15 protein-coding genes and 1 pseudogene are annotated in these 18,630 nt (G+C 72.8%); 8 read left to right on the forward strand and 8 right to left on the reverse strand.

Annotated elements, in window-relative coordinates; all coding sequences use genetic code 11:
- Nucleotides 1-28 precede the first annotated feature (28 nt).
- A complete protein-coding gene (locus tag AC5WS8_RS21330) occupies nt 29-2,101 on the reverse strand; it encodes a SpoIIE family protein phosphatase (protein WP_496105039.1) in 2,073 nt (690 codons plus the stop codon).
- A 204-nt stretch (nt 2,102-2,305) separates the two neighbouring features.
- Between AC5WS8_RS21330 and AC5WS8_RS21335 the strand changes: the two genes are divergently transcribed.
- On the forward strand, nt 2,306-3,727 hold the full coding sequence (locus tag AC5WS8_RS21335; RefSeq protein ID WP_496105040.1) for a lipase maturation factor family protein: 1,422 nt from the start codon (nt 2,306-2,308) through the stop codon (nt 3,725-3,727).
- Here the strand turns inward: AC5WS8_RS21335 and AC5WS8_RS21340 are convergent.
- From AC5WS8_RS21340 to AC5WS8_RS21355, 4 genes and pseudogenes are all read right to left on the reverse strand, one after another.
- Nucleotides 3,715-4,554: an amidohydrolase family protein gene (locus AC5WS8_RS21340; RefSeq protein WP_496105041.1), complete on the reverse strand. Its 840-nt coding sequence runs from the start codon at nt 4,552-4,554 to the stop codon at nt 3,715-3,717. The two genes, AC5WS8_RS21335 and AC5WS8_RS21340, sit on opposite strands and share 13 nt — an antisense overlap.
- Before the next feature lie 97 nt (nt 4,555-4,651).
- Nucleotides 4,652-5,635, reverse strand: coding sequence for an aldo/keto reductase (locus tag AC5WS8_RS21345; RefSeq protein ID WP_496105042.1), 984 nt, complete (start codon nt 5,633-5,635; stop codon nt 4,652-4,654).
- Nucleotides 5,632-6,387, reverse strand: coding sequence for an SDR family NAD(P)-dependent oxidoreductase (locus AC5WS8_RS21350; protein ID WP_496105043.1), 756 nt, complete (start codon nt 6,385-6,387; stop codon nt 5,632-5,634). The genes AC5WS8_RS21345 and AC5WS8_RS21350 overlap by 4 nt, the downstream gene beginning before the upstream one ends.
- Nucleotides 6,384-6,590: pseudogene (locus tag AC5WS8_RS21355) on the reverse strand (fuconate dehydratase); the annotation flags it as partial. The pseudogene AC5WS8_RS21355 and the gene AC5WS8_RS21350, both read right to left, overlap by 4 nt.
- Nucleotides 6,591-6,886: 296 nt before the next feature.
- Here AC5WS8_RS21355 and AC5WS8_RS21360 point away from each other — a divergent pair.
- The 7 genes from AC5WS8_RS21360 to AC5WS8_RS21390 all read left to right on the forward strand — a co-directional run bounded on the left by AC5WS8_RS21360 (nt 6,887) and on the right by AC5WS8_RS21390 (nt 16,321).
- The gene (locus AC5WS8_RS21360) at nt 6,887-7,588 is read left to right on the forward strand and encodes a FadR/GntR family transcriptional regulator (RefSeq protein WP_496105044.1); all 702 of its coding nucleotides are present in this window, start codon (nt 6,887-6,889) and stop codon (nt 7,586-7,588) included.
- Nucleotides 7,589-7,927: 339 nt separating this feature from the next.
- Complete coding sequence (locus AC5WS8_RS21365) at nt 7,928-10,108, forward strand: alpha-galactosidase (protein WP_496105045.1); 2,181 nt, start codon at nt 7,928-7,930, stop codon at nt 10,106-10,108.
- Nucleotides 10,109-10,251: 143 nt separating this feature from the next.
- Nucleotides 10,252-11,628, forward strand: a complete 1,377-nt coding sequence (locus AC5WS8_RS21370) for an amidase (protein WP_496105046.1) — start codon at nt 10,252-10,254, stop codon at nt 11,626-11,628.
- Between the two features lie 278 nt (nt 11,629-11,906).
- A complete protein-coding gene (locus AC5WS8_RS21375) occupies nt 11,907-12,080 on the forward strand; it encodes a hypothetical protein (protein WP_496105047.1) in 174 nt (57 codons plus the stop codon).
- 258 nt (nt 12,081-12,338) lie between these two features.
- Nucleotides 12,339-14,609: a catalase gene (locus AC5WS8_RS21380; protein ID WP_496105048.1), complete on the forward strand. Its 2,271-nt coding sequence runs from the start codon at nt 12,339-12,341 to the stop codon at nt 14,607-14,609.
- A 120-nt stretch (nt 14,610-14,729) separates the two neighbouring features.
- The gene (locus tag AC5WS8_RS21385; RefSeq protein ID WP_496105049.1) at nt 14,730-15,917 is read left to right on the forward strand and encodes an alcohol dehydrogenase catalytic domain-containing protein; all 1,188 of its coding nucleotides are present in this window, start codon (nt 14,730-14,732) and stop codon (nt 15,915-15,917) included.
- Nucleotides 15,918-15,952: 35 nt separating this feature from the next.
- Nucleotides 15,953-16,321, forward strand: coding sequence for a TraR/DksA family transcriptional regulator (locus AC5WS8_RS21390; RefSeq protein WP_496105050.1), 369 nt, complete (start codon nt 15,953-15,955; stop codon nt 16,319-16,321).
- 469 nt (nt 16,322-16,790) lie between these two features.
- On the opposite strand, the gene AC5WS8_RS21395 is transcribed toward AC5WS8_RS21390, so the two are convergent.
- The 3 genes from AC5WS8_RS21395 to AC5WS8_RS21405 form a co-directional block, all read right to left on the reverse strand.
- A complete protein-coding gene (locus tag AC5WS8_RS21395) occupies nt 16,791-17,273 on the reverse strand; it encodes a GNAT family N-acetyltransferase (RefSeq protein ID WP_496105051.1) in 483 nt (160 codons plus the stop codon).
- A 52-nt stretch (nt 17,274-17,325) separates the two neighbouring features.
- Nucleotides 17,326-17,502, reverse strand: coding sequence for a hypothetical protein (locus tag AC5WS8_RS21400; protein WP_496105052.1), 177 nt, complete (start codon nt 17,500-17,502; stop codon nt 17,326-17,328).
- Between the two features lie 352 nt (nt 17,503-17,854).
- On the reverse strand, nt 17,855-18,577 hold the full coding sequence (locus AC5WS8_RS21405; RefSeq protein WP_496105053.1) for a nucleotidyltransferase domain-containing protein: 723 nt from the start codon (nt 18,575-18,577) through the stop codon (nt 17,855-17,857).
- Nucleotides 18,578-18,630 lie beyond the last annotated feature (53 nt).

Below are 18,630 nucleotides of genomic sequence, written 5' to 3' on the forward strand. Positions count from 1 at the left end.
CGACCGGTGCCGCCACCGGTCGCGTCCGTCAGCCGCGTTCCTGGACCAGGAACTCGCCCCAGACGACCTTGCCGCCACCGCGGGCCTCCACGCCCCACACGTCGGCGAGCCGGTCGACGAGCAGCAGGCCCCGGCCGGAGACCCCCGACTCGCCCGCGTCGCGGCGGCGGGGCAGGGCGCTGGAGGCGTCCTCGACCTCGACGCGGAAGCGGCGGGCGTGGCCGGTGAGGACCCGCAGGGTGACGACGGCGGGACCTTCGGTGTGCACGAGGACGTTGGTGATCAGCTCGTCGGCGACCAGTTCGATCTCGTCGGAGCGCTCGCCGGCGCCCCACGCGCGGACCGCGGCGCGGATCATGTGCCGGGCGGCGGTGAGGGCTTCCGGGTCGCCGGGCGCGACGTGCTGCCTCAGGCGGCCGCCGGAGCGCCGGGTGAGCCCCCGGCGCTGCAGAAGCAGCAGGGCCACGTCGTCGTCGCCGCCCCGCTCCTCGGCCACGTCGATGAGCCGGTCGGCGAGGTCGCGCACATCGCCCGGGCCGGTGCAGACCAGCTCCTGAAGGGTGTGCACGCCCTCGTCGAGGTCGGCGCCCGGCTCTTCGATCAGGCCGTCGGTGCACAGCACGAGGGTCTGGCCGGGGTCCAGCTCCACCGTGGTGACCGGGTACTCCAGACGGTCGAACTCGGCGGACAGGCCGAGCGGCAGACCGCCCTCGACGGGCAGCCGCCGGCAGACGCCGTGGGACAGTCGGAGCAGCGGGTCGATATGGCCGGCGCGAACCAGTTGCACCACTCCGGTGGCCAGGTCGGCCTCGACGTACAGGCAGGTCGCGAAGCGCTCGGTGTCGAGTTCCTTGAGGAAGACGGAGGCGCGGGCCATCACGGTGGCGGGCGGGTGGCCCTCGGCGGCGTAGGCGCGCAGAACGATGCGCAGCTGGCCCATGACGGCGGCCGCGTGTGTGTCATGGCCCTGCACGTCGCCGATCACGGCGCCCACCCGGTCCCCGGGCAGCGGGATCAGGTCGTACCAGTCGCCGCCGATGTCCCTGCCGAGGGACGCCGAGCGGTAGCGGACGGCGACGTCGGCGCCGGGAACGCTGGGGATGGAGCGCGGCAGCATCGCCTGCTGGAGTCCCTGGGCGAGGTCCTTCTCCTGCTCGTAGAGCATGGCGCGCTGGAGACTCTGCGCGATGCTGCTGCCGAGCGCGACGAGGACGTTCCGTTCCTCGGGGGTGAAGCCGCGCCGGTCGTCGTAGAGCAGGCCCATGGCGCCGACGGGGCGGGCCTGCGCGACGAGCGGCAGATAGGCGGCGGCGGTGACCCGCAGGTCCGTCAGGTGCGGCCAGAGGACGGGGTAGCGCTCGGCGAACTCCTCCGGCGACTCGATGAACCTCGGGCGGAGGCTGCGGACCACCTCGCTCATCGGGTAGGGATCGTCGACACGTGTGACCAGGGTGCCGGGCACCGCACTGCCCGCGGGTCCCTCGGCGACGATCCGGATGCGTCCCGCCTCCACCAGGCCCATGACGAGGCTGGCCGCGCCGAAGTGGGTGAGGCCCCGGCTGTCCTTGAGGACGTCGATGACGTCCTGGACGGTGCGGGCGTGGGCGAGGGCGGCGGTGGTGGACTCGACGATGTTCGTCTGCCGGCGCAGCGCCTCGTCCTGCGCCAGCTGTTCGCTGCGGGCCAGGCCGTCGCGCAGCTCCTGGGTGGCGTCGCGGACGATGCCGATGATCCGGCGCGGGCGCCCCGTCTCGTCGCGCCGGATGTAGCCCTGGGTGTGGGTCCAGCGCAGGGTGCCGTCGCGGCGGCGGACGCGGAAGTAGGAGCCGTAGTTCTCGCTGCCGTCCTTGATGGCCCGGGCCACCAGGGCGTCGACACGGCGGCCCTCGGACGGCGGGACACGCAGCCGCAGGGTCTCGGGGCGGCCGTCGTATTCCTCGGGGCGGACGTCGAAGATCTCGTGGGCCCGGGCGTCCATGTGGAGCAGCCCGGTGTCCAGGTCCCAGTCGAAGCTGCCCATGCGGTTGAGCGCCAGGATCGGATCCGGGTGGGCGGGCCAGTCCTTCGGGAGTGACAGGGTGCTCCCTCCCCGATCAACCATGGGGCCACCATGCCAGGGATTGCCGGATTCTTCGACTTCTGCCCGGCTCGGTCCCCGGAGCCGGGCACGGCGGCCCGGTACGGGCGCGCGGCCCGGCCCGCCGCGCCGGCGGGTCGCGCAACCGGTGAATCGCGCACACAGAGTGACGGGCTGCCGCGCCGGCCGGGGGTACCGGGTCACACTGGAGGGAGAGGAGCGGTTGCCGTGGACTGGTTCGTCGCACCGGAGTACTGGCTGAGCCGACTGGTCTTCCAGCGGTCCCTGGCCGTGGTGTACCTCGTCGCCTTCCTGACCGCCGCGCTGCAGTTCCGGGCGCTGCTCGGGGAGCGCGGCATGCTGCCGGTGCCGCGGTACGTCGCCCGGGTGCCGTTCCGGCTGGCACCCAGCGTCTTCCACTTCCACTACTCCGACCGCTTCTTCGCCGCCTGGTCGTGGGCGGGGTGCGCGGTGTCGGCGGCGCTGGTCGCCGGGGCCGACTCGCTGGTGCCGTTGTGGGCGGGAATGCTGCTGTGGCTGATCCCGTGGCTGTTGTACCTGTCGATCGTCAACGTCGGTCAGACGTGGTACTCGTTCGGCTGGGAGTCGCTGCTCCTGGAGGTCGGTTTCCTGGCGGTGTTCCTGGGCGACGACGAGGTGGCGCCGCCGGTCGTGGTGCTGTTCCTGCTGCGCTGGATCCTGTTCCGCCTGGAGTTCGGCGCCGGGCTGATCAAGATGCGCGGGGACGCCTGCTGGCGGAAGCTGACGTGCCTGGACTACCACCACGAGACCCAGCCGATGCCGGGCCCGCTGAGCTGGTTCTTCCACCATCTGCCGAAGCCGCTGCACCGGGTCGAGGTCGCGGCCAACCACGTCACCCAACTGGTCGTCCCGGTCCTGCTGTTCACCCCGCAGCCGGTCGCGACGGCCGCCGCGTCGCTGATGATCGTGACGCAGCTGTGGCTGGTTCTGTCGGGCAACTTCTCCTGGCTGAACTGGATCACGATCGTGCTGGGCCTGTCGGCGGTCGAGTTCCCCGTCACCGCCCCGAGGGTCTCCGGTGCTCCCCTGTGGTACGAGGTCCTGGTCCTGGCGGTCGGCGCGGGCCTGCTCGCCCTCGGCTACCACCCCGTGCGCAACATGATCTCCCGCACCCAGGTCATGAACCGCTCCTTCGACCCGCTGCACCTCGTCAACACCTACGGCGCGTTCGGCAGCGTGAGCCGGATCCGGTACGAGGTGGTGGTGGAGGGTACGGCGGACGACGTACCGCGGGAGGACTCCGAGTGGCGGGAGTACGAGTTCAAGGGCAAGCCGGGCGATCCGCGGCACTGGCCGCGCCAGTTCGCCCCGTACCACCTGCGGCTGGACTGGCTGATGTGGTTCGCGGCGCTGTCCCCCGCGTACGCGGGGTCGTGGTTCGGAGGCCTGGTGGAACGTCTCCTGGAGAGCGACCGCGACACCCTGAGGCTCCTGCGCCGCTCCCCGTTCCCTCCGGACGAGCCGCCGCGCTACATCCGGGCGCGTCTCTTCCGCTACCGGTACACGACATGGCGTGAGCTGCGGGAGACCGGGGCCTGCTGGCACCGCACCTACGTCCGCGAGTTCATGCCCCCGACCCGGCTGGCAGCGGTGGCTCAGAGACGGTAGACGCGGGTGGCGGTGCCTTCGAAGACCCGGGTGCGCTCGTCGTCGCCGAGGCCGCGGGTCAGCGCCAGAGCCGTGTCCGACACCGCCGCGTACGAGGCCGCCAGCGTGCACACCGGCCAGTCCGAGCCGAACATCACCCGGGAGGGCCCGAAGGCGTCCAGGACCGTGTCCGCGTAGGGGCGCAGGTCCTCCACCCGCCAGGTCTTCCAGTCCGCCTCCGTCACCATCCCCGACAGCTTGCAGACCGTGTTCGGCAGAGCGGCGAGGGAGCGCAGGTGGGACGCCCAGGGTTCCAGGGTTCCCGAGGCGATGGGAGGCTTGCCCAGGTGGTCGAGCACGAAGGTGAGGTGCGGGAGGGAGGCCGCCGCCTCGACGCACGCGGGGAGCTGGTGGGGCAGCACCACCAGGTCGTAGACCAGGCCCGCCTCCGCGACGGCGGCGAGGCCGCGGCCCACGTCGGGGCGCAGCAGCCACTCGGGGTCCGCCTCGCCCTGGACCTGGTGGCGGATGCCGCGCAGAGAGGAGCCCCCGGGCAGCTCCCGCAGCCGGGCCAGCGTGTCCGCCACGTCGGGCCTCGTCAGGTCCGTCCAGCCGACGACGCCCGCGACGATCTCGTTCCGCTCCGCCAGGGCCAGGAACTCCGGTGTCTCCTCGGCCACGGTGACCGTCTGGACGAGCACGGTGCGGTCGACGCCGACGGGCCGTGCCTGAAGCTCCAGGTCCGCGATCAGGAAGCTGCGGCGGATCGGCTCCAGTTCCGGGCCTCTGATCCAGTCCTGGTCGCGCACGGAGAGGTCCCACACGTGGTGGTGCGCGTCGACCGTCACGGCATCTCCCGGAGCACGGGCAGACCCGCCTGCGCGCCCTCGGCCGAGCACTCCTCGTCGTGGCCGGCACGGACCTCGGTAGGCGGGGCAGCTCTCATCACGGCTCCTCGGTGGGCACGGGGGCATGCGGCGGCAGCAGGCCCGCTTCTGTCAGCTCCTGCCAGAATCCGGCCGGTACGGTCGCGGCGAACTGCTCGGCGCAGTCGCGCACCTCGGCCGCCGAACGGGCGCCCACCAGCACGCTCGCGACGGCCGGGTGGGCGGAGCAGAACGCCAGGGCAGCGGCCCGCAGCGTGGTGCCGTGGCGTTCCGCCAGCGCTTTCAGGCGCAGGGCGCGGTCGAGCAACTCGCCCGGTGCGGTGGCGTAGTCGAACGTGGCGCCCGGCCGTGGATCGGCCAGCAGGCCGGAGTTGAAGGCGCCGCCGATGACGACGGACACCCCGCGCTCGACGGCCGCGGGCAGCAGTTCGGCCAGAGCGCGTTGGTCGAGCAGGGTGTAGCGGCCCGCGCACAGCACCACGTCCACGTCCGTCTCGCGCACGAACCGGGTCAGCATCCCGGCCTGGTTCATGCCGGCGCCGATCGCGCCCACCACGCCCTCGGAGCGCAGCTTCTCCAGAGCCGGGTAGCCCTCGCGGAACGCCTGCTCGGCATGGTCGTCCGGGTCGTGCAGGTAGACCAGGTCCACCCGGTCCAGGCCGAGCCGCTCGAGGCCGGCCTCGAGACCGCGTCGTACGCCGTCCGCGCTGAAGTCCCAGACACGGCGGTGGGTGGCGGGGACCGCGAAGCCGTTCGCGAGGTCGTCGCCGCCCTCGTCCGTGGGCTCGAGCAGGCGGCCGACCTTGGTGGAGACCGTGTACGCGGTGCGCGGGTGCTCGCGCAGGGCCGCGCCGAGGCGGCGTTCGGACAGGCCGAGCCCGTAGTGGGGGGCGGTGTCGAAGTAACGGATCCCGCTCTGCCAGGCGGCCTGGACCGTGTCGTACGCGCGTTCCTCGCTCACCTCGGTGCAGAGGTTGCCGATGCCGGCGGCGCCGAAGGCCAGCGGGCTGACCTCGACGTCGCTCCCGCCGAGCGCGCTCACCGGTCCACCGGCCGCAGCCTGAGGCCCTGCATGCCCCCGTCCACGGCGAGTGCCGTTCCCGTGGTGGCGCCGGACAGGGGGCTCGCCAGGTAGGCGATGGCGCCCGCCACCTCGGTGGCCGTGACCAGGCGGCCGGCGGGCTGGCGGGCTTGAAGCGCGGCCCGTTCGGCGGCCGGGTCGGGCGCCGCGTCCAGGAGGCGGCCGACCCAGGGGGTGTCGACCGTGCCGGGGTTGACGCAGTTGACGCGGATGCCCTCACGTACGTGGTCGGCGGCCATGGCGAGGGTCAGCGAGTACACGGCGCCCTTGCTGGCGCTGTACAGGGCCCGCTGCGGCAGGCCCGCCGTGGCGGTGATGGAGCAGGTGTTGACGATCGCCGCGTGGGAGGACCTGCGCAGGTGCGGCAGCGCCGCCCGGGTGGTTCGGACGATGCCGAGCACGTTGACGTCGAACACCCGCCGCCACTGGTCGTCGTCGTTGTCCTCGACCGTGCCCTGGGCGCCGATGCCCGCGTTGTTGACCAGTACGTCCAGGCCGCCGAGGTCGGCGACGGCGGCGGCCACCGCGGTCCGTACGGACGCGTCGTCGCCGACGTCCGCCCGGAGGGCGAGGAGCGGTTTCTCCACCGGCGAGGGGTCGAGGTCCAGGACGGCAACCTGGGCCCCGCGCTCGGCCAGCAGCTCCGCGGTGGCACGCCCGATGCCGGATGCCCCGCCGGTCACCAGGGCCCTGAGGCCCTCGAAGTCGCTCATGCGGGCTGCCCCTTCTCGAGGTCGAGGTCGGCGGCCCGGAAGGTGCCGCCGGGGAACGTGTACCGGGCCACGGACTCGGGCCGCGTCGGGGCGCAGAAGCCCGGCGCGGCGGGTGCCGAGCAGTGACCCTCCCGGATCGTCACCGGGTCGAGGACGTGCTCGTGCGGATGGTCCACGTATTCGATCATCCGGTCCTCGGTCGTGCGGTGTCGAGCCCGGTGATACGTGCGGCAGTCGGCGACACGGGAGGCCTTTCGGTCCGGGACACGAGGTCGTACAGGCGATCGGGAGGCGCCTGTTCCGCCTGCTCGGTGTCCTGCCGGGCATCCGTCAGCTCCTCGTTGAGCGTTCGAGCAGATGCTCGCATACTTATCAGACCACTCCTTCGCCGAACAGCCCTCGACAGCGCATTTTCGCGCCAACGAGCCGTAGTGGTCCGACCTCTTCGGTGATTAGACTGCGGCGCACCCGGTGACTGGACGGTGACTGGAGGAACGGCGTGGAGGAGACAGCCCCGTACAAGGTCACCGTGACGCAGCGCGCCATCGAGCAGATCAAGGCGATGATCGCCGAAGGCCGGCTCGAGCCGGGCGAGCGCCTGCCGACGGAACGGGATCTCGCGGTGCGGCTCGGCATCTCGCGCAGTTCGATGCGGGAGGCGGTCCGCGCGCTCACGGTCCTCGGCGTGCTGGAGGCCCGGCACGGCTCGGGCATCTACGTCACCCGACTCCGGGCGGGGGACCTGCTGGAGACCTTCGGCGTGGTGGCCGACCTCTCGCGCGGGCAGCGCCTGGTGGAGCTGCTGGAGGTGCGCCGGATCCTGGAGTCGACGGCCACGGCGCTGGCGGCCGCCCGTATCACGGACGACCAACTCGCCGAGGTGGAGCAGCACCTGGTGGCGATGGACGCGACGGACGATCCGGAGCAGGTCCTCACGCACGACATGGCCTTCCACCGGGAGATCGCCGCCGCCGCGGGCAACGAGACGATGGCGGCGATCCTGGAGGGCCTGTCCTCCCGGACGTTCCGGGCCCGCGTACGGCGCGGCTACGAGGAGGAGGGCGCCCTCGCACGCACCCGCCGCGAGCACGCCGCGATCCACCGCGCACTGGCCGCCCACGACCCGGAGGCGGCCCGGGCGGCAGCCGCCGCCCACGTCGCCGAGGTGGAGGAGTGGCTGCGCACCCAGCTGCCCTCCTGAGGGCGGCGGCACGCTCCCACCATGCGGAACCCACAGCCCGGCTGCCCTTGGGCCTCGTACGCCCACTGCCGCACGGACGGCGCCGGCGCCGTCCGCGTCCTGCCGGTCCAAGGCTTCGCGGAAAGGTACATTCCTCCCGTCGACCCCGGCCGCCATGAACTCCTCGGCCCCGTGTCGCCGAGGACGGCCGGCGGCCACCCGGCGCGGCCCTGGACCAGGTCCGTCCGGCGGGCCGGATCCATGAAAGGCAGGCGGCCATTCCTTCCGAGTCGTCAACGACAGATCCGCATCAGCCACACCCGGTCCTCCCGGACCGCCGACCATTCTCAGGGGCTCCGCATGCCTGACACCACCGCGCGGATCCTGGCCCTGCGCGCGGCCGGCACCTCACTCTTCGTGGAGCTCGCCGAGCCGGTGCCCAGAGTCCTGCACTGGGGAGCCGACCTCGGCGAGCTGTCGGAGGCCGGGCTGGCGGCGCTCGCCCTGACCGGCGAGCCCGCCGTGCTGAACAACTCCCTCGACATCCCCCGCCGGTTCACCGTCTGGCCCACCGAGGCGGACGGCTGGTCCGGGACCCCGGCCCACCAGGGCCACCTGGCCGGTACCGCCGCCGCACCGCGGCTCAGCCGGGCCGGAACGTCGTACCGGCCGCAGGCCGAGGGCGGGGAACTGTCCCTGGACCTCACCGACTCCGGAGCCGGACTCGACGTCACCGTCACCTACCGGCTGGAGCCGTCCGGCGTGCTGGGCGTGCGGACCCGGATCGCCCGCCGACCGGACGCCGCCCCGGAGCCGTACGACCTCGCGCAGGTCACCACGCTGCTGCCGCTGCCCCGCCGGGCCGCAGAGATCCTCGACTTCACCGGCAAGTGGAGCCGGGAGCGCTCCCCGCAGCGCCGCCCGCTGGGCTTCGGCACGTACACGAGGGAGGTCCGTCGGGGCAAGCCCGGCCCGGATTCGCCGTACCTCGTGGCCGTCGGCGTGCCGGGGTTCGGTTTCCGCCGCGGCGAGGTGTGGGGCGTACACCTCGCCTGGAGCGGCGACCAGCGGTATCTGGTCGAGCAGCTGCCGGAGGGCGCGGGCGCCCATGCCGCGGTGCTGGGCGGCGGAGAGCTGCTGCGGCCCGGGGAGATCCGGCTCGCCCCCGGTGAGTCGTACACCACGCCGGTGTGCCACTTCACCTGGTCCGACCAGGGCCTCGACGGGCTCGCGGACCGTTTCCACACCCTGCTGCGGGCCCGGCCCACCCACCCGCGCACGCCCCGCCCCCTGGTCCTCAACAGCTGGGAGGCGGTGTACTTCGACCACGACCTGGACCGTCTGCTGCGGCTGGCCGACAGAGCCGCCGAGGTCGGTGTCGAGCGTTTCGTGCTGGACGACGGCTGGTTCCGCGGGCGCCGCTCGGACAACGCCGGACTGGGCGACTGGACGGTGGACCCGGTGGTGTGGCCCGAGGGGCTGACGCCCCTGGTGGATCATGTGCGCTCGCTCGGCATGGAATTCGGGCTGTGGGTCGAGCCCGAGATGGTCAACCTGGACTCCGATCTGGCCCGCGAGCACCCCGACTGGATCCTCGGCCCGGCACGCGGGGTCGGCCCGTCCTCCCGGCACCAGCACGTCCTGGACCTGGCCAACCCGCAGGTGTGGGACCACCTGCTGGACGCGTTGGACGCCCTGGTGGCGAAGTACGGCATCGCCTGTCTCAAGTGGGACCACAACCGGGAGCTCCACGAGGCGGTGCACGGCCCCGACGACCGGCCGGTCACGAACGCCCAGGTCCTCGCCCTCTACCGGCTGGTCGACGCCCTCAAGGAGCGCCACCCCGCGCTGGAGATCGAGAGCTGCGCCAGCGGCGGCGGCCGGGTGGACCTCGGCATCCTGGCCCGCACGGACCGGGTGTGGGCCTCGGACTGCAACGACCCGGTGGAGCGTCAGAGCATCCAGCGGTGGACGGCACAGCTGCTGCCGCCCGAGCTGATCGGCGCCCACGTCGGTGCCGCCACCAGCCACACCACCGCCCGGATCAGCTCCGACAGCTTCCGGCTGGCCACCGCCCTGTTCGGGCACGCCGGCATCGAGCAGGACATCACCCGGTGCACCCCCGAAGAACTGGCCCGGCTCACCGCCTGGGCCGTGCTCTACCGCGAACTGCGCCCCCTGCTGCACGGCGGCCGTACGGTCCGCGCCGACCTCCCCGGCGAGGCGACCCTGCTGCACGGGGTCGTCGCGCACGACGGCGCGGCGGCGCTGTACTGCTGGGCCCGGGTGGCCACCTCCCCCGAGGGGCAGTTCGGGCGGGTGCAGTTCCCCGGACTCTCCGCCGGGGCCACGTACCGGGTACGGGTCCGCACCGAGCTGGGGCTGCCGTCCTTCCACCAGAAGGCCGGCCCGGCCTGGCTGACCGCCGCGCTCGACGACTGGCTGACCCTGCCCGGCGCGGTGCTCACGGTGGCCGGACTGCCCATGCCGAACCTCAACCCGGACCAGGCACTGCTGCTGGAGGTGCGGCGGAACGACTAGGGACAGGGCGTGTCGTCCGAGGGTGACACCGGCGACAGGTCTCCCTCGGGCTCTCGACGTGACGCCGTCCGCACGGCACAGTGCTGCTCGTACTCGTCAGTACGTTCACGCGTCAACCACGCCGAGCACCGACAGGAGCGCCCGTGACCAGCTGGGTCGGCCGGACCGCCGCCGAGATAGCCGCCGCCGTACGGGAGAAGCGGGTCGCCCCGCGGGAGGTGGTGGCCGAGCATCTCGGGCGGATCGAGGAGTTGGACGGCCACGTCGGCGCCTTCCGCCGGGTGCGTGGGGAGGCGGCGCTCGCCGAGGCCGACGAGGTCGCGGGGCGGGCGGATCTGGCCGGACTGCCGCTGGCCGGCGTGCCCGTGGCGGTCAAGGACAATCTGGCGGTGCGCGGCGAGTCGACCCGCAACGGCTCGGCCGCGACTGCGGACACTCCCGCCGAGGGGGACCATGTCACGGTGGCCCGGTTGCGCGCGGCGGGCGCCGTGGTGGTCGGTCTGACGAACGTGCCGGAGCTGTGCGTCTTCGGCACCACGGAAGGGGTGCACGGCACCGCCCGTAACCCGTGGGACCTGACGCGCACGGCGGGCGGCTCCTCCGGGGGCAGCGCCGCGGCGGTGGCCGCCGGGATGGTGCCGCTGGCGCTCGGCAACGACGGGATGGGCTCACTGCGCATTCCGGCCGCGAACTGCGGCCTCGTCGCCCTCAAGCCGGGGCGCGGGACGGTCCCGGCGGGGATCGGCAACGGCGACTGGTTCGGGATGTCCGAGAACGGGCCGCTGGCGACGACGGCCGAGGACGCACGGCTGATGTTCGACGTCCTGGCGGGGGCGGGGGACGATCAGGCGCCGGGAACCGCACCGCACAGAATCGCGCTCTCCCTGCGCAGTCCCCTGCTCGGCGTCACCGTGAGCCGCCCGTACACGGACGCGGCCCGCGCGGCGGCCTCACTGCTGTCGCGGGCCGGGCACGACGTGCGTCCGGACGAGCCGCCGTACCCCTGGTGGCTGGGCACGACGTCGCTGGCGCACTGGACGGCGGGTACGGCGGTGGACGCCGAGGGCCTCGACCGCCGGCGGCTGGCCCGGCGCACCCGGGTGCACGCGGCGGTGGGCCGGCGTTTCGTCGGCAAAGTGCGGTCGGGTGACCGCCGTGACCGACTGCGCCGGCTCCTCGAACCGTTCTTCGCCACGTACGACGTGCTGCTCACCCCGGCGCTCGCCCGCCGCGGGCCGGTCGCCGCCGCCTGGCACGAGCGCGGCTGGCTGCGCAACGTGCTGACCAACACGGCCTACTCCCCCATGACCCCGCCGTGGAACCTCACGGGCTGGCCCGCGATGTCGGTCCCGTTCGGCGCCCTCCCGAACGGCGCGCCCTGCGCGGTGCAACTGGTGGGGCGGCCGGGCTCGGAGCGGGAACTCCTCGCGGTTGCGGGCCGGTTGGAGTCACTGCGGCCCTGGCGGCGCACCGCACCGCTGAGCCGGGGTACCGCCCCCCACTCCGAGCCGGCCGGTTGAACACCGGACTTACCCGTTGGACCTCGCCACGCTGACGTCACCGAGCGCCGACTCCGGTCCCGCTCGATGGCCAGGTCGCCGAGGGACGCCCGACGCCTCACCCGTCGTTCCGGGGCGGTGCGCGCAGTGCGTTGCCGCACCAGGTGGCGCACGGGGGAGGCACACGTCTCGCAAGGCCGTTTCCCGTCGCCGTCCCTGGGGACTCGGTCAACAAGCGCCGCGAGACCCCGACGAGATGGGGCCCGGCGCCCGAAGACGCAGAGAGAAGATGAACTGTCGTGACCGCACAGCCAAGTGAGAAGTCCGTCGTCCGTCCGCCCGAGACCGGCTGGGCGCAGGCCCGCCGCCTGCGCGAGAACGGCCTGCGCACCTGCGTCCCGGCCGTCGACGACGGGAAGAGGCCCTGGCCGCGCCGGGGCGCGGAGGGCAACATCGTCCGGGGTGAGGACTGAGGGCCGAGTCCCTACGGCCGGTCGCCGGTCTCCGTCGGGATCCGCGGGGTCCCGGGAGGATCCGGCGGAGTCCGACGGCGGGCGTGCGGCGCTCCCCGGCCACATTGGCTGCTGCGTACACGCTTCACCGAGGAGGGCGTGGGTACCCAGGCGGGGCAAGCGAACGCGAACGCGCGGCGCTTCCTGCTGGGGCGCGGAAGGATGTCCCCCTCCGCGCCCGTCGCCGCGTGGACGACACGCCCGGAAGGCGGCAACCACATGAGCGAGAACCCGGTCAAAGGCATGAAGGACAAGGTGGCCGACGCGCTGCGGGGCGACGGGCAGGCGGACGGCGCCGTTCCCGGCAGGCCCGGTGCCGAGCCGCCCCAGGTGGCGGAGCCGACCGAGCCCAGGGCGCCGCTGCCGCCCAAGCCCGACCAGGCGGCCCCCGCCGCGGTCGGTCCGACGGGTCGCCCCACGGATGCGGACACGACGGCGCGGGCCCAGGGCGGTCCCTACCTCACCACCGCGCAGGGCAACCGCCTGTACGACACGGACCACTCCCTCAAGGCCGGTGAGCGCGGGCCCGTCCTGCTCCAGGATCACCATCTGCGAGAGAAGATCACCCACTTCGACCACGAGCGCATCCCGGAGCGGGTCGTCCACGCCCGCGGAGCCGCGGCGCACGGGGTGTTCCGGAGCTACGGCACCGCGGCGAACGTCACCATGGCGGCCTTCCTGCAGCGGGACGTCGAGACTCCGGTGTTCGTCCGGTTCTCCACCGTGCTGGGTTCCCGCGGATCGGCCGACACGGTGCGCGACACCCGGGGTTTCGCGACCAAGTTCTACACCGGCGAGGGCGTGTTCGACCTGGTCGGCAACAACATCCCGGTGTTCTTCATCCAGGACGCCATCAAGTTCCCGGACGTGGTGCACGCCGCGAAGCCGCACCCCGACCGGGAGATCCCGCAGGCGCAGAGCGCGCACGACACGTTCTGGGACTTCGTCACCCTGCACACCGAGGCCACGTTCCACACGATGTGGAACATGTCCGACCGGGGCATTCCGCGTTCCTTCCGGATGATGGAGGGCTTCGGGGTCCACACCTTCCGGCTGGTCGACGCCGAGGGTGCCACCACGCTGGTGAAGTTCCACTGGAAGCCGAGGCTCGGTGTGCACTCCCTGGTGTGGGAGGAGGCCCAGCTCATCAACGGCACGGACCCGGACTTCCACCGGCGCGACCTGGCCGACGCGATCGAGGCGGGCGCCTGCCCGCAGTGGGAGCTGGGCATCCAGACCTTCCCCGACACTCCCGAACAAACCTTCGAGGGCATCGATCTGCTGGACCCCACGAACATCGTTCCCGAGGAACTGGCGCCGGTGCAGCCCGTCGGCCTGCTCACGCTGAACGCCAACCCGTCGGACTTCTTCGCCGAGACGGAGCAGGTCGCCTTCCACCCCGGCCATCTGGTGCCCGGCATCGACATCACCGACGACCCGCTGCTGGCCGGCCGCCTCTTCTCCTACCTGGACACCCAGATCACCCGCCTGGGCGGGCCCAACTTCGCGCAGATCCCGGTGAACCGGCCGCACGCCCCGGTGAACGACATGCTGCGCGACGGCATGCACCAGACGGCCGTGCACACCGGGGTGGCCCCCTACCGGCCCAACTCCCTCGACGGCGGCTGCCCGTTCACGGCGGGCGCGGGCGACCACGCGTACGTCGAGACCCCGGTGCCGATCCCCGAGGCGACGAAGACCCGTACCGCACCGGCGTCCTTCAAGGACCACTTCACCCAGCCGAGGATGTTCTGGCTGAGCCTGAGCCCGGTGGAGCGGGAACACCTGGTCGCCGCCTACACGTTCGAGCTCGGCAAGTGCTACGAGCAGGCCGTCAAGGAACGAGGACTGCGGGTGCTCGCCAACATCGACCCCGAGCTGTGCGGCCAGGTCGCCGCCGGCCTCGGTCTGCCCGCGCCCGAGGCCACCGTGCCGATCGTCGCCCTCGACCCCAGTCCCGCCCTGTCGCAGCTGGGCGGCACCTGGCCGCTGGACGGGCGCGTCATCGGCGTCGTCACCGACGGCGACACCGACCTGGACGGCCTGCGTACGGTGCGGGACGCGGTGTTCAGCGCCGGTATGGTGCCGCTGATCATCGCTCCCACCGGCGGGAAGCTCGATCCGGAGGGCGAGCCCCTCACCGTCCAGCGCAGCTTCGCCACCGCCCGGTCCGTCGAGTACGACGCCGTGCTCGTGGCCGGCGCCCCGGCACCCGCCCCCGACGCGTACGGCGCGCGCGACGCGAAGGCCGGGGAGCCCGGAGCCGACGGCAGCGTCGATCCCCGGGTGCTGCTGATGCTGGCGGAGGCCTTCCGGCACGGCAAGGCGATCGGCGGCTGGGCCGGCGCCGAGGCCGCGCTCCGGGCGGCCGGTGTTCCGACGGACGCTCCCGGAGTCGTGACGGCCCGGACCGGTTCCGGCGCGCTGGAGCAGATCACCGGACTGCTGACCAAGCACCGCGTCTGGGAGCGGTTCGACTCCCGCGTGTGACCGCCACCGCCCGCCACGTCGGTGTGTCGAACCCGGCGCCCCGGGGACTCGGACCGGGAGCCCGGTAGCCGACAGGACCGGTGCCGAGCCCGCATTGCGGCAAGACCGGAGGAGCAGGACATGCGAGCACTGACGTGGCAGGGCCGACGCGACGTCCGCGTGGAGACGGTCCCCGACCCCAGGATCGAGAACCCCGACGACGTCATCGTCAGGATCACGTCCAGCGGGGTCTGCGGTTCCGACCTCCATCTGTACGAGCTCTTCGGTCCCTACATCGACCCGGGCGACATCCTCGGCCACGAACCCATGGGCATCGTCGAGGAGGTCGGGCCGCAGGTCCGCACGCTCAAGCCGGGCGACCGGGTGGTCATCCCGTTCAACGTCTCGTGCCGTGACTGCTTCATGTGCGACCGGGGCCTGCACTCGCAGTGCGAGACCACCCAGGTCCGGGAGCGCGGCACCGGCGCCGCCCTGTTCGGCTACACCAAGCTGTACGGACAGGTGCCGGGCGGGCAGGCGGAGTTCATGCGGGTGCCGTTCGGCGACAGACTGCCCATCAAGGTGCCCCAGGGCCCTCCGGACGACCGGTACGTGTACCTGTCCGACGTGCTGCCGACCGCCTGGCAGGCGGTGGAGTACGCGGCGGTGCCCGAGGGCGGCAGCGTGGCCGTCCTGGGCCTCGGGCCCATCGGCGACATGTGCACCCGGATCGCCCGGCACCGGGGCGCCGCTCTGGTCATCGGCGTGGACCTGGTGGACGAACGGCTGGAGCGCGCCGCTGCGCGCGGAGTCACCTGCTTCGATCTGCGCCGCCACAGCGGGAAGGACCTGACCGAGGCGGTGCGGGAGCTGACCGGCGGGCGGGGGCCGGACTCCGTCATCGACGCCGTCGGCATGGAGGCGCACGGCGCGCCGTTCGCCAAGGCCGCGCAGTGGCTGACCGGTCACCTGCCCGACGCCGTGGCGCAGCCGCTGATGGAGCACGCCGGCGTGGACCGGCTGGGGGCCCTGCACACGGCCATCGACCTGGTGCGGCGCGGCGGCACGCTCTCCGTCTCCGGGGTGTACGGCGGGGCCGCGAGCCCCATGCCCCTGCTGACCATGTTCGACAAGCAGGTCCAGGTGCGCATGGGTCAGGCGAACGTCTGGAACTGGGTCGAGGACATCCTGCCGCTGCTCACGGACGAGGACCCGCTGGGTGTGGACGGCTTCAGGACACACGCCATGCCGCTCGAGGACGGCCCCAAGGCCTACGCGATGTTCCAGGCCAAGGAGGACGGCATGATCAAGACCCTGCTCAAGCCGTGACCGTCCTGAAGAGACGAGCCCGAGGTGACGTACCCATGCCGACGACGGAACTGTCGACCGAGGATCTGCGTGACATCGCCGAGCGGCTGACCGCCGAGGCGGACGCGCTGCAAGTGGAGCTCGCGGCGGCCGAGGCGCAGATGTCCGCCCTGTCCGCCGACTGCGACCTGGACGCGGGCGACGCGAGCGCGAAGGCGACGGCCCTGGAGAGCCTGCGTACGGACACCGAGCGCGCCCGGACGCTGCTGGACCGGATCCTCACCACCCTGTCCCGCGTGGGAGCGCCCGGCTTCGGCCGGTGCGCCTCCTGCGGCGGCGAGATCGGCCGCGACCGTCTGCTGGCCGTACCGCACACGGACCTGTGCATCACCTGCGCACGGACGGGGACGGACACCGGGGTGTGAACGCGGCGCGCCACCGGTGGGGCGTCGTCCACCGGTGGCGCGTCGTCGGTGGGCGCGCCTGGACGTCCCGCTGCTCCGACGGCCGCGGGGCCGGGGCCTGCGGGACGCGTCCGTCGGCGTCGAAGCCGGGAACCGTGGCAGGCACTCCCAGGCTGCTCGGCGCGGTCGACGGCGACGAGGCGGCCGAGGTGGGGGCAGCGCGCCGGCACCGCGTGCAGCTGCCCCGAGTCCTCCCGGGGACGCGGCGCACACATGGCCGCCGACGCGCAGCACGGCGCCGTCGCCCTGGGCGATCTCGTCGACCGGGTACGACGCAGCCGCTGGTGGGTGACGCCCTGGGCGAGGCGGCCGGCCTCCCGGCACGGCGACGCCGGGGCACCGCCGCGTGCCACCTCCCGGCGGTGCTCAGGCCCGCCGTCCCGCCCCGTGGTCCGGTGGCGGGTCCATGGAGTTCGGCTGGAAGTCGCCCCTACAGCGCCCGGTACATGACGTGCAGCCCCACCCTCCCGAACCGGGGATGGTCGTACGCGTCCGGGATGGTGCCCACGATCGCGAACCCGAGGGACGTCCACAGCCCCACCGCGGGGTTGGTCTCGACGACCGCGTTGAAGACCATGCCCCGGTAGCCCTGGGACTTCGCCGCGGCCAGGATGTACTCGGCGAGAGCACGGCCGATGCCCTGTCCGGCACGGTCGGGGTCCACCATGAAGCCGGCGTTGGCGATACCTGCCGCCGGGCCGCCGTAGTTGGGCGTGACATAGGCCGAGCCGACGACCGTTCCGGCGTCGTCCTCGGCGACGTACACGCTTTTCGCCGGCGCCATCCACAGGGCGCGGGCCGCCTCCTCGGTGGTGTCGGGGTCCCAGGTGTAGGTCTCCCCGGCGGCGACGATCCGCCGCCAGAACGGCCAGATGCGCGACCAGTCGCCGGCCGCGGCTTCTCTGATCAGCATGGGCGCGAGTCTCGCACGCCCATGCCGTCAGTGATCACGACGGGTCCGCCGGTCAGTCCACACTCGGCAGGATGTGCGGCTCGGCGAGGTCGTCCTCGTAGCCGGCCAGCCGGATGGGGGCGGAACGGGCCCACACGTCCAGGCTGCCGAGCTTCTTCTCGGTACGACGGCCCCCGCGCTCCACGCGTTCCTTCGGGCGCTGTTCGTGATGCGTCTTCTCCGGTGTCACCGCGCACTCCTTATGTGTCGGGTAACCCTCAGGACGTTCCGGTCCAGTGTGCCGCTGTGCCTCGACGTCCGGTCGGGTATGAGTCAAAAAGGTCGGACGCGGTGGCGCCGGCAACTCGTACGAGAGCAGGCCGTGATGACCGGCCTGCCCTGGACTGACCGTGGGTGTGGGTAGGACCCCAGCGGCTGTCCGTACACCTCAGGTTAACCAAATGAGCGCGCTCCCGCTCGATGGGGCTGAAACAACCGTGTAACTGTCTTGAGTCGTACGGCGGCACGCGACCGCTTTTCCCCCGGTTTGACGGCTTTCGACGCGGTTCGGTGCCTCCCGTTCGGTCCCCTCCTCGAACTGCTCACCCGGCCCCGCCGACCGGCACGCGCGCCGGCCCGCCGGGCGTGTAGAAGTGGGCGCGGACGCGGCGCAGCCATGCCTCGACGGCCCTCTCGTCGGGTCGCTCGGGCAGCGCGGCGCGCGCCTCGGCGAAGGCGTTCTCATGGCACCGGAGCAGGGGCAGCGCGGCGGCCGGGTCGGCGGCCACGCGCTCGCCGAACGCGTGGTACTCCTGAGGGTCCTCCACGCGGATGGTCAGGCGGCCGGTGGTGTACAGCTCCAGGCCCTGGTGGCAGAGCCGCTTGAGGTGGCGGGCGTGTTTGGCGGTTCGTCCGCGGGTGCCCGCGGAGAAGGAGCCGTTCTCCCGGGCCTGAAGGCGACGGAACTGCTGGGTGGCGTAGCCGAGGTAGGCGTCACGGACGCGCCGGGCACACAGAAAGGACGTCCGGAGACCGATCAGCTCGTCGCCGAGCGGGGTGCGATGCTCGTACAACTCGTCCGGGAGCCACACCAGCTCCATCGCGGTCGGATTGCCGCCGAGCGCGAGCCGGCACCACTTCGCGGCCTCGTGCAGGGTGCGGTCCGGGGCGGTGGAGACGTGCGACTCCTTCGGCGGGTGCAGCCCGTGCAGCCGCTCGGTGGCCGCCGCGAACAGGCCGAGCCGGTCCACGTCGGAGCCCTCGTGGGCGAGCCCGTACGCGGTGGACCCGACGATGCCGGACAGCAGGACGTTCGGAACGGTCACAGCAGGCCGCCTTCCTTGGTTCTCACGCTGCGCCGGAGACGGCCGCAGGCAGT

Source organism: Streptomyces sp. PTL18 (assembly GCF_059510295.1).

Bases quoted from the DNA above. Each gene is read 5' to 3' on its own strand.
- AC5WS8_RS21330 (WP_496105039.1), bottom strand. From the start codon at position 2,101: ATGGTTGATCGGGGAGGGAGCACCCTGTCACTCCCGAAGGACTGGCCC.
- AC5WS8_RS21350 (WP_496105043.1), bottom strand. From the start codon at position 6,387: ATGAGCGACTTCGAGGGCCTCAGGGCCCTGGTGACCGGCGGGGCATCC.
- AC5WS8_RS21365 (WP_496105045.1), top strand. From the start codon at position 7,928: ATGCCTGACACCACCGCGCGGATCCTGGCCCTGCGCGCGGCCGGCACC.
- AC5WS8_RS21380 (WP_496105048.1), top strand. From the start codon at position 12,339: ATGAGCGAGAACCCGGTCAAAGGCATGAAGGACAAGGTGGCCGACGCG.
- AC5WS8_RS21385 (WP_496105049.1), top strand. From the start codon at position 14,730: ATGCGAGCACTGACGTGGCAGGGCCGACGCGACGTCCGCGTGGAGACG.
- AC5WS8_RS21390 (WP_496105050.1), top strand. From the start codon at position 15,953: ATGCCGACGACGGAACTGTCGACCGAGGATCTGCGTGACATCGCCGAG.
- AC5WS8_RS21395 (WP_496105051.1), bottom strand. From the start codon at position 17,273: ATGCTGATCAGAGAAGCCGCGGCCGGCGACTGGTCGCGCATCTGGCCG.